Genomic DNA, 14387 nt, shown 5'->3' with positions numbered 1-14387 from the left:
GCCCCTATAACGAGCCAGACGACTACCAATAGCCCGATGATTGAACCGATTCGCATTTCAACCCCAATCGCTAACTGACAACGCTCAGCAATTAAGTGACAAACCGTAGTTTTGGGACCTGAAGGAGCGTGGCGGCGGACCTGATATCTCCCGCCCGCCGCCCGCTGATCCGATCAATCCGTGGGATTGGTTTCGGTTGTCAGACCGCGGTTGTCCGCTGTCTTTTCATCCTTTTCTTCTGCCGGCCCGGGTGGATTGGCAGATTCGCTGGGACCAGCATCGACGGCGTCATCCTGACTTCCCGACGATGCGTCACCGGCGTCTCCCGGGCCGCTGGTTTCTGGCACCCCCGGCTCCCTGGGAATGGGATTGCCAGGGGTGGTGGTTCCATCGCGAACCTGGGAAAAACCGGCAACTTCGCTTGGATCAGTCGTCATACGCGCGACCGGCCCCTACCGACGACCCAACCGATGAGTGCCAGCACCAGCAGGATAATTCCTACCCAAAGCAGGAAACTGAGTGCCTGGTTGAATCCGCCCACAAGAAGCAGGATGATCGCGATTACGCCGGCGATTATCAAGAGTGTGTTCATTGAGCTACGCATCCCTTTCAATAACTGTTGTCTATTCAGGAAGGCGTCCGCTGGTACTCCACACCGTGTGGAGCGCCACCCATGCCAACGGGCACCGGTTGGAGAAATTCATCTCCGTATTTCTTACGTACCCTCAGGGAAAAGGACCCAAACGAATCTTTTGCCCGTCAGTGGTTCGTACATAGCATCATGATAGGCGTGCTTCCCCCTTTGGCGAAGCAGTTCGTCAGGAAACTTAGTACCGTTTCGCGGAGAGGGCCCCGGGGGCGATCCGCAGCGCATGGTCAAGGGCTGTGGCCCGACTCACGGGACAAGCGGCCACTCCCCTTCGTTGGACAGGAAACGAGGGGAGGCCTCCATGCTCATTGTTCTGACAGGAATTGACGGTTCAGGAAAAACGACGGCGGCCCGCGCCTTGGTGGAGTCAGCCCGCGTTGAGGGGCGGAGTGCCTTACTGCTGAGCAACCACGCCGGCCGGAGGCAGTTCTCGCTTCTGGCCGAGAAGGTCGGATTCACCATGCCCCCGCGCGTCGCGGATTTCATTGAGACGGGTGTGCGGCTGTTCACCGTCCTGGTCAACCATGCACGCGCCCGACGCGCCGACAGCTTGGTTGTCATGGATCGCCATTTGCATTGCCAGCTTGCGCTCCGCGAAAGCAAGGGCCTGGAACGCGGACGGCTGCTGCAGTGGCTGCTAAGGATGCTGCCCGCCCCGGACCTGGCGGTTCATTTCGACGTCGACCCGCGCCGTGCGCACCAGCGCGTCATGGCACGTGGGACCGACAAGGAGACGCTGGCTGATCTGCGGGCGTTTCGCGATGCCTACCGCGCCCTCCCGGAACTCTCCGGATTTGTTGTTGTGGACGCGAACGGCACTCCGGACGAGGTTCTGACCCGGTTGAACCGGCTGATCGATGCAAAGGAGCTGACCTGCGTTTAGATCCCCGTGACTTGCGTCTGCTGGAGCGCGGGGTAGGCTCACGGCATGGCCACGGCAACGGAGATCGTGGTCGCATGCAGCCTTGGGGGACGTCCATGAGTGTAAGAACGCGCAGAGGTCTTCTGATCTTTATTGGAGGCTTCGGGACGTACGCCATCCTCCTGCCGGGTTTGGGTCCATTGCCGGCTTTACTGGCGGGCATTCCCGTGGCGGCACTCGCCGTCTCCGTGGACCGCTGGTTGCGTGCGCGGCGGGACGGTCGCATTCCAGGCATACGGTGACGTTGATCTCGACAGCCGGCATCAGCCGCGCATCCCAACAGGCTGTTGCGACCATTGTTGCCGTTGCCGCCTTGTTCATCATTGCTGTCGCAATTCCCAGCAACCTGCTGCTGATCAATGCCGGGCTGGCCGGCGTGATTCTACTCCTGACCATCGTGGTGCTACGAATGACCGTAAGCATCGAATCCACGAGTAATGCATTGCTTGTTCGATGCCACCCCTTCTACTCCCGGACGATCGCACTGGCCGACCTCGTCGATGTCTCCCCCGCACCATCCAGCTCCCTTACCGAGGGATTCGGCGTAAGGTATTTGGGTCGCAGAACGTGGGGCTTGCTGGTGGGCGGCCCTGCTGTCACAGTGGAGACGCGGAGCCGAACGTGGATCATCTCGACCCGCGACCCCGAAGCAACCGCGGAAGCGATTCGCGCCCTAACCCCGGCGAGCTAGCCTGCCGCCCCATTCCGGGGGCGCATCAGCGGCGGGTTCAGCACCGCGCGGGTGGGGTGGCCCGCCGTCGGACGTGACTCGGGGGCGAGCCTGAACAGCGCGGCCGGCCGTCCGGCGTCGCCCGTTGTCATGCGACCGGTGTCCTCCAGGAAGCCAGGCGTCCCTGTCGCCTTTCGGTGGAAGTTCCGCGGGTCCAGCCGGGTGCCCCAGACTGCCTCGTACACTGCACGGAGCTGGGCGATGGTGAATTCCTCGCCGCAGAAGGCTGCGCCCAGGGGCGAGTATTCGAGCTTGGATTTGGCCCGTTCCAGGGCGTCATCGAGGATTCGAGCATGGTCGAAGGCCAGCTCCGGAACCTCAGTTACCGGGTACCACGCGGCGTGCTCGGCGTCGCTGCCGGCCGCGAGCACCGGGAAGTCCGGTGCCAGGAGCAGGTGCGCGACGGTCAGCACGTCGCCCCGGGGGTCGCGACCCTTGGGTCCGTAGCTCCCCAATTGCTCCAGGTACCCCGGAAGGCGTTCGACGCCGGTCTCTTCCGCGAGTTCGCGGACCGCCGCCTCCTGCAGGTCCTCGCCTGCGAGAACGAACCCGCCCGGAAGCGCGGGTTTGCCCTTGAAGGGTTCGATGAGGCGCGTAATGAGCAGGACGTTCAGCTCGCCGTCGCGCACAGTGAGGGCGACGACGTCGACGGTCACCGGGAAGCGATGGGGCGCTGGGTGGGATTCAGGCATGCATCAATCCTAGGTAGTTATCGTCATATTGACAATAATGCGGGAAGCTCCTACTGTTTAGTTATCGTCAAATTGACGACAACAAGTGAAGGAGAACATCATGGCCATCATCAAGCGCTACCCCTGGATCAGCCACTTCCTCGGCAGCCCCACCGGCTACGTCGTCCACCTGCAAAAGGGGACCGTCAAGCACCAAGGAGTGGGCCAGGCGTTCTTCTTCCGTCCCGCCAACTCGGTATTGAGCGAGGTTCCCGTGGACGACCAGGAACTCCCCACGCTCTTCCACGCCATCACCCGAGACCACCAGGACGTGAGCGTCCAAGCCAATGTGACCTACCGGTTCATCGATCCTGTAGCCGTTTCCACACGCCTCGACTTCGGACTGCAGACCGCCGGCAAGGCACCGGCCACCGGACGCGAACAGGTGTCCACCATCATCGGGCAGCTGTGCCAGAGCCACGCGATAGACCAAATCGCCACTACAACACTCGCCGAGGCACTCGAACGCGGCGTCAGCCAGCTCCGCCTGGTCCTCACCGACGCGCTCCGCGCAGACGCCCGCCTCCAGTCCACCGGCATCGAAATCCTCGGCGTGCAGGTCCTGGCCGTCAGGCCCGAAGCCGAAGTGGAACGCGCCCTGCAGACGCCGGTCCGCGAACAGCTCCAGGCCGAAGCGGACCGCGCTGTGTACGAGAGGCGTGCGGTCGCCGTCGAACGTGAACGCACTATCTCCGAAAACGAGATGGCAAGCCAGATCGAACTGGCGGTCCGCCGGGAGAACCTCGTCGCACAGGAAGGCGCAAACGCCCGGCGCGCTGCTGAAGAAAAGGCCGCGGCCGGGTTGATCGAAGCCCAGGGATCTGCCGAACGCAAGGGAATCGGCGCCGCCGCTGAAGCCAACCAGATCCGGCTCGTCGGCGAAGCAGCAGCAGCCCGCGAAGCCGCCACCATGGAGGTCTACCGCGGCATGGAGCAAGCCACCCTGCTGGCCTTGGCGCTCAAGGATGCAGCGGGCAGCCTGCCGAACATCGGCAACCTGACCATCACCCCGGACCTGCTCAGCGGCGCACTGGCCGGGTTGTTCAAGGAACCCGCCGCCACCGCTGAAATCACCAAGTAAGGTCACACCATGGCAACCCCGCGCATCGTCATCGTCCACCGGCGGACCGAACTCCAGGAACTCCTGGACCGGCACGCCACCCGCGGCCAGGCTGAGTTCTTCCTCAGCACCCGCGGCCGCAGCATCCAGGACGTGCAGGACCGGCACGACCGCCTTACCGACGCCCTCGCGGCGGTGCGTGCATCCATTCCCGCGGATTGGCGCCAGGCCGAAGTTGAACGCGCGGACCTCAGCCGCTTCCTGCTGACGGACGAAGACATCATCGCCGTCGTAGGTCAGGACGGACTGGTGGCGAACGTCGCCAAGTACCTGAACGGGCAGCCGGTTATCGGCATCGACCCCGAGCCCGGCGCGAACCCCGGCGTCCTGGTCCGGCACACACCGGCGGCCGCAGCCGCACTCCTGGCCGCCGGAGATGTTGCGCGGCTGCGCTGCCAGGAGCTCACCACTGTGACGGCAACGCTCGACGACGGCCAGCAACTTTCGGCGCTCAACGAAGTCTTTGTCGGACATGCCTCCCACCAATCGGCGAAGTACACGCTTGCAGCGCCGAGTTTCACGCAGGCCGGAGGACAGACCGAGCGGCAGTCGTCGTCGGGCCTCATTGTTTCCACCGGAACCGGGGCCACCGGGTGGTGCGCGTCCATCGCACTGGAACGTGGCGGACGGGCCTTGCCGGCACCCACTGATCCGCGGCTTGCGTGGTTCGTCCGCGAAGCCTGGCCCTCACCGGTCACCGGGGCCTCGTTGACAGAAGGTGTACTGGAGGCCGGCGAAATGCTGCGGATAACGGTGGCTTCGGACCAACTGGTGGTGTTCGGTGATGGCATGGAGGACGACCGGTTGACGGCATCCTGGGGTCAGGAGATTACCGTGCAGTTGGGGCAGAGGCCGCTGCGGCTGGTTTGATCATTTTTACGCAGCTGAGTAAGGAACGAGGACCACACCCAAACCTGCAATGGGGTAGCATCGTTAGTGCAATGGGCAATAGCCCTGCGAAGTGGGTCTGGCAGTCTTCCGGATGGTATGACGAGCCGGACCTGCGGTATTTAAGGAACGCACTGGATGAGCTCATCCACGAGCGGGGCTGCCCTTCGAATCCAATCGCCACCTTTTTGGTGACACCAGGCAACGGCATCACTCACCCAGAGAAGAGGTTCTTCGTGGGGCCGGCAGTGCATGTAGCGCAATGAGCCATCAGTATCGTTTTCCCGAAGATGCCGCGCAATAATGCGACGGTCTGCTTGCTCCAAGGATGCGTCACTTTCCAGCACCAGCTTTGCAGCTCTGCCTGGAATCAGGTCGTCCATGAGGCGTTCCAAGCACAAAGGCCGGGCAACTTTGTCAGGCATTCCGCGAGCGATATACAGGCGAACACTCAGCCCAGCTTGAATCGCACCCCCTAGGAAGGCATTCCTCGAACTATCACTCTCGCTCTTGAAGTGAACGCTGCGCTGACCAGCGCGGCGCAAAACCGAAACTGCCCGCCTTGCAGATGCGAGGGACTCCGGTCTCACGACAGTGGCGGCAACGAAATAGGCCTTCGATTTTGATTCATCAACAAATACGTGGGCACCACGTGGGATCGCCGAATCCATCTTTTTTCCGGCATTCGCCAATGGCAACCTTCCCTACCTCGCGCAGTCCCAGTGCGTGCTTCTCCGCTTATCTTTATCGATGAGGGTGCGCACCAGGTCAAGTTAATCCAATCAATGTAGTATACGGTTTGGCTCGCTTACTCGTGCCCATCACGCCAACCAATCCCAGTCGCCAAGGAGCTTCCGTGAGCCATGCCCAGCAAGCAACGGAGAACCCCCGGGTTTCAGGGCACCGGCCGGACACCGAGGTCTTTTACCCCGCCATAGCCTTGTTGATAGGCGTTTTCTCCGCGGTCCTCGGTCTGGTCCCAGGGTGGATTACCGGCGCGAAGCTGCCTTTGCAAAATCTCTGGGCCAACCAAGTCATGCCGGATCAGATGCCGTTCTCGCTGCTCCCCCTGAGCCAGTACGAAGTCCTTGGTTTGATCGCCCTCCTGACTACCGGCGGCGCCGCGGCGGGGCTGGCAATACGGCTCTGGAAACCTGCTCACCGCCGCGCAGCCACATGGTGGGCGGTTGGCGGTGTCCTACTGGTGCACAGCGTGGCGGCCATTCAGTCATTCGTTACCCTCGGCAGCGGTCTCATGGGCGGAAAGTTGGCGAGCTTCTACTTCTTCGGGCTGCTGGCGGGCGTCATACTGTCGGTGGCCGCCGGACTCGTGGCGGTTTTGCTGTTTGCTTCGAAGTCGCGGGCAACCACGACGCTCGGTGTTGGGCTCATGGCATCGCCTGTGACTTCCTGGCTGATGTTATGGGCGGTCGGCATCGCCTCCCATCGGAACTTACCCCTCGAGGTCGTCACCATCGCCCACTGGCTTCCCGCCGCCCTTGTGGGTTGCTCGCTGGCCTGGTGCGGGCTCAAACCACCCCGTCGATTGGTGGTCTGGGCGCTGAACCTCGTATTCCTGTGGGTCATCCCCGCCGTCTTCACCGCCACTCAATCAGTTGTGGGGACCCGGGTCATAGCCGGCGACATCCCTGAAATGCTGCTCATGGGCAGGCAGGTCCTGACCGCCGCGCTGGGGCCCGACGGCGGTGCCGGGCAAACGCTGTTGCTCGCCGTCGGCGTAGGGCTGGCGGGTGTCGCCATAAAGGCCATCGCCGCACGGCACGCCGCTGGCCAGCAGTGAGGCGCTGCCACTGCTTCAAGAATCAACCGTTGTTCCCCGCAGAACCCCGGGGTAGGGTGACCGAACCGTTCGCCCACACCATCGTCTGGGAAAGTTCTGGGAGAAACCATGACACATGTGAGACGTCAACTGGCCGCCGTAGCAGCGGCCTTCGCACTCAGCGCAACGAGCGTGGGGATAGCCAGTCCCGCCTCCGCAGATCCTCGTGAAACGGAAAAGACAGCTACGGCAACGGGCTATGGCGGAGCTGTCAGCACGGTGGATCCTGAGGCATCGGCGGCCGCCATCGAGGTCCTGAAGCAGGGCGGCAACGCAGCCGACGCCGCCGTCGCTGCTGCGGCAACCCTTGGAGTTACGGAGCCCTACAGCGCCGGCATTGGTGGCGGCGGCTACTTCGTGTTCTACGACGCCAAGACCGGCAAAGTCGGCACGATTGACGGCCGCGAAACTGCTCCGGCCGCTATGCCTAATGATGCGTTCATCGACCCCGTCACAGGGAAGCCCTATGACTTCACCCCACAACTGGTGACCAGCGGCGTCTCCGTCGGTGTCCCCGGCACTCCGGCCACGTGGGAGCGCGCCCTGGAACGGTGGGGCACCATGGACCTGGGTGACGCACTGAAGCCGGCCATCAAGGTGGCAACCCGGGGCTTCGTCGTGGACGAGACCTTCCAGCAGCAAACCAAGGACAACCAGGCGCGGTTCAGCAACTTCACGTCGACCAAGGACCTGTTCCTCCCCGGTGGCGAGGCTCCCGCCGTCGGAAGCGTCTTCCAGAACCACGACCTCGCGGCGACCTATCGGGTGCTTGCCAAGGAAGGCACGGATGCCTTCTATGGCGGCAAGCTGGCTACGGAAATCGCCACTGCCGTCCAGGCGCCGCCCAAGGTCGCCAATCCGACGCTGCCCGTTCCTGTTGGTTTCATGACAGCCAAGGATTTGGCCGACTACAAGGTGGTGGATCAGGACCCCACCCACATGAACTACCGCGGTTACGATGTTTACGGCATGGCCCCCTCCAGCAGCGGTGGCACCACGGTTGGGGAGGCGTTGAACATCCTGGCGCCGTTCAACCTCTCCGAAATGACAGCAACGGACGCGTTGCACCACTATTTCGAGGCCAGTTCGCTTGCGTTTGCGGATCGCGGCAAATACGTCGGCGATCCTGCGTTCGTGGACGTTCCCACCAACGCGCTCCTGGATCCGGCGTTCGGCAAGGAGCGTTCCTGCCTGATTGACCCCACGAAGGCAATCAAGAAGCCGGTCGCCCCCGGTAACGTCAAGGATTACGACGGCGCGTGCCCGGCTTCTGCGTCACCGCTCGCCAAGGACTCTGATACCGAGAACATCTCCACCACCAACCTGACCGTTGCGGACAAATGGGGAAACGTGGTGGAGTACACGCTCACGATTGAGCAGACCGGCGGCTCCGGGATCGTTGTTCCCGGCCGCGGGTTCCTGCTGAACAACGAGTTGACTGACTTCAGCACGGTTTACGATGCCGCCGACCCCAACCGTATCCAGCCGGGGAAGCGACCGCGTTCTTCCATGTCGCCCACCATCATCCTGGACGAAGGCAAGCCGTTCCTGGCCCTCGGTTCTCCGGGTGGTTCCACCATCATCACGACTGTCCTGCAGACGATCATCAACCGTGTTGACTTGGGCATGACCGTCTCTGAGGCCATCGCGGCTCCCCGTGCTGCACCCAGGAACGGTACGTCTGTGAGCTCCGAGCCGGCGTTCATTGATGCTTATGGGCCGGCGCTGACAGCGCTGGGACACAGCCTGACGCCCGCGGGGGACGCCTTTACGTCCCAGGCCGAGATCGGCGCGGCAACCGCCATTGAATTCGGCGACGGCGGGAAGCTCACCGCCGTTTCGGAGCCAACTCGTCGCGGAGGGGGTTCTGCGATGGTTGTCTCCGGCGATAGCCGCGACCATGGCAAGGGCCCGAAGCCTAGGTAGTGCTTGGTGGCACAGCGGACCGCGGCAACCTCAGCCGCGGTCCGCTGTGCGTTCCAGCGACGAGCGCCAGAAGGCTGAGCATGCACCGAGCGCGCAAATGATGCCTGTAATCAGCGACCACACAGACCCGCTGCCGTTGGAAATGAAAACGTAGAGGGAATAGAAGGTCAGGACCAGGGCCAGGATTAACCAGCTCATCGATTTGTTACTCACGGACGATCCTCTACTTCTGTCTGGCCCTGTTGATTTCCGGCGCACACCCAGAGGTTGAGCTCTTGAATGCCGGCAGTTTCGGGACCAACCGTGATGGGCCGGCGTTCCAGAACGCCGAGACCCTCAGCGCTGAGCTCTTCTTCGATGAGTTCTGTGCTCACGAAAGCGATGTCGCTCGTGTACTCAGATGACCTGTAGGTTCCGTGCTCGTTGAAGCTGATGTGGCTCATGCTCACGTGCAATGCGCCGTTTAGGGCATCCCGGCTTTCAACCGTGATAAGGAAGGAGTCCTGGTCCAGCTGCGATATCGTGGCGCCCCTGTTGATGACTTCCAGTTCGGCGCGGTGATCGGCGTTTACCACTGTCATGAGGAAGCGGCCATCCGGAGCCAGACACCGGTTCACCTCGCGGAACAGCATTTTCCTGCGGCGTGGCTCGAGGAGCGTGGCGTAACTGGCCCCGAGGACAACGCAACCATACGTTTCCTCCAGTTTAGGACCAGTCATATCCGCCTCCGCCACGGACATTTCCCTCCCCAAGGGACTTAGGCTCCGGGTGAGTCGGCCTGAACCGGACGTCAGCTCGAGGATTGGCCCGTGGGTTTCCCCAACAGCGGCCATAATCTCGGGAATCTCCGTCAGGTCCCTGGAGATGATCTGGTCATAAAGGCGGAATCCGAATATCTCCCGCTGTACTCGAGGCGGGCCTCCACGTTCCAAAGCCTCCAGGATAGGATCCATGGCCCTTTCCGGTGTGGTCTTCATCTGTGGCACTCCCCCAGTTTCAGCGTATTCGTTCTTGGAATCGACACTACGTGCGGTTTAACGCGCCACAGGTCGAAATGGGAAAACTAGGTGGTGAATGAGGCCAAATTAGGGGCTTTTTGGCTTCGTCTAGGTGGTGAAGAGGCGCCTTCTAGGTGGCTGATCCCTGCGGACGAACCCCCGGTCGCAGTCAAAGACTGCGTGCCGAGGGTTCGTCACGCTGATGCTTACCTCGGGGTCTTACCTCCAGACTGCTTCCTGTCTTTCCGGGAAAGCCAGATCTCGTTGGCCGCAAAGGGGATGAGAGCGAGGAGCGGTATTGCGACGCCGTGCCAAAACGGAACCAGAGAGAGCACGAGCGGCATAAATGACGCAACGAAAATTGCTGGGTGGACGTAGCGATACCATTTCATGGTTTTGCCTCACCGGTGCAGTACCCGGTGTTACCAGCAATCCCTGGCCGGCATCGTGGCAAGGCCGCCCCGGGGGTTGTACAACGGAACGCCGTAACAGGTGTTGCTATTGATGTACGAAGGTCCCCATACGGAAGCAACGGCATCCACCACGCCCTTCACACCGGCAATACCGACGACGGTGCAGATTTGATTCACAATCTTGGACAGAGCTCCAGAGAGCCGCGAGAAAGTGCATCCTGCCCATGACCCGCCAGCCGCGAGGGCGACGGAAATAGAGCTGAAGGCCTTTATCTCCGCGCCCCAGACAGCGAGCACCGGCCAAGGAATCCACTGGATGCTTGGATCAGCCTTGACCGGGTAAGCCGTGGAGGCATCGTGGGAAATCGTTTGGATGAGCTGTGAACCTGCCAAGGAGAAGGACGTGGGAACCTTCGCGCCATTGGCATCGTATGCCCACGGAACTTGAACGAGACCCAGCGGCTGACCGTCGACGTCGACGATCCGAACCGAACCGTCAGCGTTCACTTCTGCTGACGCCCCCGAAGGAAGATCCAGATCGAATCGATACTCGTGGGGCGCCGCTTCACCCTCGATGCTGATGATGGACTGGCTTCCATACTCAGTTGCGTAGGCGGTGACCGATGCATCCGGCAACGCCGTGCTTACCAGGGGAGCATCGTCCCCGTGAAACAACCCGGCCGGCACTCCACTCAGATCCACGTCTTCGGGAAGCGCCGGTGTGCCGGGTAGCGATACCGAAATGCTGTCTTGCGATGATTCGTCCGTCGTTAGTATTTCAGCGCCCGCAATGGGCACTGTCGCAATGGGCGGTTCGGCATCGCCGCTCAAGGGACTCGTTTGTGTGTATTCGATCGCCGGCGACCCATCACTGCGGTCATCGGCTGCCACTGCAGGGCCAAGACCGGCCGCCAAGAGGCACGCGCTTACTGTAGTGGCCAACACCACCCTCGTGGACATCAAGAGATTCTTCTTCAAATTTCCTCCGATGTAATTGGATACTTTGCATCCAAATTTGGTTGCGGTGAACACCGCACCTATCGGCATCTAACTGAATGGAATTGCTTGCACAGGATCGAAATCGAGAATTAGGTGGTGGGCTTGCCCAAATTAGGTGGTGGATTTGGCTATCTAGGTGGTGATTCGCGGTCGTCTAGGTGGTGGCCCGTCGGCGTGAACGCGCACAAAAAAGGTTGGGCTGGGAGCTTTTATGCGCCCAACCCAACCTCTTCAAACCAAGAGAAACTACAAAACCGTGGTCCGCGACAGCGACAGGTCCTTCGTTTCCCGGAAGAACAGGACCACCACCACAGCGGACACCAAGGCCATGCCCATCAAGTAGAAGGCCGGAGCCAGGGGTGTCCCGAACCCAGCCACCAGGCCGGTTGCCACAAAGGGAGCCGTCCCACCAAACAACACGTAAGCCAAGGTGTAGCCAATGGCTGAGCCTGACGCCCGGACAGATGAAGGGAACATCTCCACCAGCGCTGGAACGTTGGACGTACCGATCACTGCCACCAAAGCTCCCAGGACACTGGTCCCCAGGATCGCGAAACCGAGTCCCAGCGGCATGATGGAGAACGCCGGGATGGTCATCACCACAAAGCCAACGCAGGCCACCAGCAGCATCCGTTTACGCCCATAACGGTCGCTGGCCCGTGCAGCCAGTGGGCAGACCGCTGTGTACACCAGCATCGTGATCACGCTCGTGATCATCGACTCGGCCGAGGAGTAGCCGAGGCTCGACGTCATGTACGCAATCATGTAGCTGCTCATCAGGTAGTACGCGATGGCGTTGGTGATGCTGTAGCCAAAAAGTGTGAAGATCTGGCGGGCGCACAGCCGGATGGCATCGCCCAGGGGCCGCTTGGCTACTTCGCCTTTGTTCTCAAGGCCACGGAACACCGGGGTGTCGTCCACCCTGGACCGGATGTACAGGCCGATCAACCCCAGGGGCGCAGCCAGCAGGAACGGAATCCGCCAGCCCCAGGCCTGCAGATCGGCAGGGCTCAAGGTAGCCGTGATCGCGGCGCCCAGCAACGCACCGGCAACAGAAGCCAGACCAACAGTGGCCGGGATGATGCTCGCATACGTGGCACGCTTGCCTTCCGGCGCGTACTCAACGATGAATGCGGACGAACCCGTGTACTCACCACCGGTGGTGAAACCCTGAACTGCACGGAACAGGAACAGCAGGATGGGTGCCCAGACGCCGATCACTGCGAACGTCGGCAGGATACCGATGCAGAACGTCGCCGCGCTCATGATGAGCACGCACAGGCCGAGCATTTTGTTGCGGCCAATCCGGTCACCGTAGCGTCCAAAGAAAGCCGCCCCGAGCGGCCTGGCGATAAAGCCGCCGGCGAAGATCGCCCACACCGCCAGCAGTGACGCCGTCGTGGAGTAATCCGGGAAGAAGAGCTTCGCAATGGTGACGGACATGACCGCATAAGCCGCGGAGTCGAACCATTCGACGAAATTTCCGACGGCGGCTGCCGCGGCGACGCGCTTAAGGCTCCTGCGCGGGGAAGACTCGGTTTCAGCGACTTTCTCGGTCATCGTATTCATGATTGTTGTCCTTCGGGGCGGGGAGAGGCTACAACGTGTGGGAGTTCGCGGAGCTGGGCCCGCTGGACTTTTCCGGTGGCGGACTTCGGCAGCGCGGTGACGTATTCAATGAATCGTGGGTACGCGAAGCGGGAGAAGTTCTCCTTTACATGCGCCACGATGGTTTCGCTCAGCTCCGCTCCCCCAGCGTGACCGGGCATCAGTTCAATCCAAGCCTTGATGGACTGGCCCCGGAGCTCATCGGGCACGCCGGTCACTGACACGTCCCTGACGGGATCGAGCTCGCGAATGACTGCCTCCAGCTCATAGGGCCCCACACGGTAGCCGGACGTTTTGATGACGTCGTCGGTCCTCCCCAGGAACCAGAAGTAGCCGTCGTCGTCCGTGTAGGCCTGGTCCTTCGTGTGGTACCAACCACCTCCGAAAGCAGCGTCTGACGCCTCGGGCATGTTCCAGTATCCCAAGGGAAATTGGGGGTTGGATCGGGCGCGGAGGCAGATCTCGCCGGTTTCACCCGTGGCTACTTCCTGCTCGTTTTCGTCCAGAAGGCGGACTTCCCATCCAGGAAGTGGACGCCCCATGGACCCCGGCTTCACCGGCACGTCGGGGTAGTTCCCCAGCAGCGGGTACGACTCGGTGGAGCCGTAGTAATCGAGCAGGGTCACCCCGTACTGCCCCTCGAACCACGTGATCAGGTCCGGCGTCAGCGGCTCATTGGACGAACAAACCGTCCGCAGGGACAGCGGGAAGCGAGTCCCGGCGTCGGGCACGTCCTCGCGCATCTTGCGCAGGAACGTCGGGTTCACCAGCGCGCTGGTGACGTGGTGGCGGCTCATGCTGTCCAGCAGGGCCGCGGGGTCGAAGCCGCCGCTGGGACGGAAGACCAGGTGCGTGGCGCCTAGTCGGAGCGGGCCCATCAGCTTGGCCAGCGACCACGCCCAGTCCCCCGCGCCGTAGAAGACGTCGCCGTCGCCGATCTGGTGGCAGTACTCGAACTCGTTGTGGCCCAGGAGCGTCCGGTGGGCGTGGACGATTCCCTTTGCGCGGCCGGTGGTGCCCGAGGTGTAGAAGATCAGGGCGGGTTCGTCGGCTTTGGTTTCGATGTCTTGGAAGTCTGTGGGCGCATCTTTGAGGGCCGGGCTGTCGATGTCGATGAACGTGCCTTCGAAGTCCTCAAAGAGATGCTTCGCTGAGTCCTCGGCGATGATCACGGACGCGCCGCTGTCGTCCAGCCGGAACCGGATCGGCTCAGCCGCCCACAGCAGGGACATGGTGACCAGGATGGCGCCGGTCCTGAGCACGCCGAGGTACGCGGCGGGGGTGTCGGAGCGCTGAGGCAGCAGGACGGCGACGCGGTCGCCCTTCCTGACGCCGGCCTTTTGGAGGGTGGCAGCGATTTGCCGGGAACGGTCCTGGATTTCGCCCCAGCTCACCTCGCGTTGACCCTCGACGGCGGACTCCAGGATGAGTGCCCGCTTGTCCCTTGGGTGCCGGTCGGCGACGTCGACGGCCATGTTGTAGAGCTCGGGCACCTCCCAGCGGTGGGTGTTCCGCAGTTCGGTGTAACGGTCTTGGGTTGTTGTGGTTGTCATGGTGCCTCCT

At 62.0% G+C, this 14387-nt stretch carries 15 protein-coding genes; 7 read left to right on the top strand and 8 right to left on the bottom strand.

The genetic code is table 11. The features are described 5' to 3' along the window. Positions 1-173: 173 nt before the first annotated feature. On the bottom strand, positions 174-347 hold the full coding sequence (locus IEY62_RS18330) for a hypothetical protein (RefSeq protein ID WP_189020560.1): 174 nt from the start codon (positions 345-347) through the stop codon (positions 174-176). 86 nt (positions 348-433) lie between these two features. Next, on the bottom strand, positions 434-592 hold the full coding sequence (locus tag IEY62_RS18325) for a hypothetical protein (protein ID WP_018778776.1): 159 nt from the start codon (positions 590-592) through the stop codon (positions 434-436). Between the two features lie 358 nt (positions 593-950). Between IEY62_RS18325 and IEY62_RS18320 the strand changes: the two genes are divergently transcribed. From IEY62_RS18320 to IEY62_RS18310, 3 genes are all read left to right on the top strand, one after another. Then, positions 951-1532: a dTMP kinase gene (locus IEY62_RS18320; protein WP_189020558.1), complete on the top strand. Its 582-nt coding sequence runs from the start codon at positions 951-953 to the stop codon at positions 1530-1532. 95 nt (positions 1533-1627) lie between these two features. Next, complete coding sequence (locus tag IEY62_RS18315; RefSeq protein WP_189020556.1) at positions 1628-1813, top strand: hypothetical protein; 186 nt, start codon at positions 1628-1630, stop codon at positions 1811-1813. After that, a complete protein-coding gene (locus tag IEY62_RS18310) occupies positions 1810-2262 on the top strand; it encodes a hypothetical protein (RefSeq protein WP_229785436.1) in 453 nt (150 codons plus the stop codon). Before IEY62_RS18315 ends, IEY62_RS18310 begins: the two co-directional genes overlap by 4 nt. Here IEY62_RS18310 and IEY62_RS18305 read toward each other — a convergent pair. Beyond that, on the bottom strand, positions 2259-2993 hold the full coding sequence (locus IEY62_RS18305; RefSeq protein ID WP_189020554.1) for an NUDIX hydrolase: 735 nt from the start codon (positions 2991-2993) through the stop codon (positions 2259-2261). The genes IEY62_RS18310 and IEY62_RS18305 overlap by 4 nt on opposite strands. 100 nt (positions 2994-3093) lie before the next feature. On the opposite strand from IEY62_RS18305, the gene IEY62_RS18300 reads away from it, so the two are divergent. The 4 genes from IEY62_RS18300 to ggt all read left to right on the top strand — a co-directional run bounded on the left by IEY62_RS18300 (position 3094) and on the right by ggt (position 8806). After that, positions 3094-4113, top strand: a complete 1020-nt coding sequence (locus tag IEY62_RS18300) for an SPFH domain-containing protein (protein ID WP_189020552.1) — start codon at positions 3094-3096, stop codon at positions 4111-4113. 9 nt (positions 4114-4122) lie between these two features. Next, complete coding sequence (locus IEY62_RS18295) at positions 4123-5022, top strand: diacylglycerol kinase catalytic domain-containing protein (RefSeq protein ID WP_189020550.1); 900 nt, start codon at positions 4123-4125, stop codon at positions 5020-5022. Between the two features lie 874 nt (positions 5023-5896). Then, positions 5897-6841: a hypothetical protein gene (locus IEY62_RS18290; RefSeq protein WP_229785434.1), complete on the top strand. Its 945-nt coding sequence runs from the start codon at positions 5897-5899 to the stop codon at positions 6839-6841. Between the two features lie 108 nt (positions 6842-6949). After that, a complete protein-coding gene (gene ggt / locus IEY62_RS18285) occupies positions 6950-8806 on the top strand; it encodes a gamma-glutamyltransferase (RefSeq protein WP_189020547.1) in 1857 nt (618 codons plus the stop codon). A gap of 30 nt (positions 8807-8836) precedes the next feature. Here the strand turns inward: ggt and IEY62_RS18280 are convergent, their stop codons facing one another. The 5 genes from IEY62_RS18280 to IEY62_RS18260 all read right to left on the bottom strand — a co-directional run bounded on the left by IEY62_RS18280 (position 8837) and on the right by IEY62_RS18260 (position 14377). Continuing rightward, a complete protein-coding gene (locus IEY62_RS18280) occupies positions 8837-9019 on the bottom strand; it encodes a hypothetical protein (RefSeq protein ID WP_189020545.1) in 183 nt (60 codons plus the stop codon). Further along, positions 9016-9525 carry a hypothetical protein gene (locus IEY62_RS18275; protein WP_189020543.1) on the bottom strand — a complete coding sequence of 170 codons (510 nt, stop codon included), beginning with the start codon at positions 9523-9525 and terminating at the stop codon, positions 9016-9018. The genes IEY62_RS18280 and IEY62_RS18275 overlap by 4 nt, the downstream gene beginning before the upstream one ends. 701 nt (positions 9526-10226) lie before the next feature. Then, positions 10227-11177, bottom strand: coding sequence for a hypothetical protein (locus IEY62_RS18270; protein ID WP_189020541.1), 951 nt, complete (start codon positions 11175-11177; stop codon positions 10227-10229). A 285-nt stretch (positions 11178-11462) separates the two neighbouring features. Continuing rightward, positions 11463-12785 carry an MFS transporter gene (locus IEY62_RS18265; RefSeq protein WP_189020539.1) on the bottom strand — a complete coding sequence of 441 codons (1323 nt, stop codon included), beginning with the start codon at positions 12783-12785 and terminating at the stop codon, positions 11463-11465. Next, positions 12782-14377 (bottom strand): acyl-CoA synthetase, encoded by a 1596-nt coding sequence (locus tag IEY62_RS18260; RefSeq protein WP_189020536.1) that lies wholly within the window; start codon positions 14375-14377, stop codon positions 12782-12784. The genes IEY62_RS18265 and IEY62_RS18260 overlap by 4 nt, the downstream gene beginning before the upstream one ends. Positions 14378-14387 lie beyond the last annotated feature (10 nt).

The sequence above is a fragment of the Paenarthrobacter histidinolovorans genome (genome assembly GCF_014647595.1).
GTDB lineage: Bacteria > Actinomycetota > Actinomycetes > Actinomycetales > Micrococcaceae > Arthrobacter > Arthrobacter histidinolovorans.
This window is presented reverse-complemented; position numbering and strand designations above follow the sequence as displayed.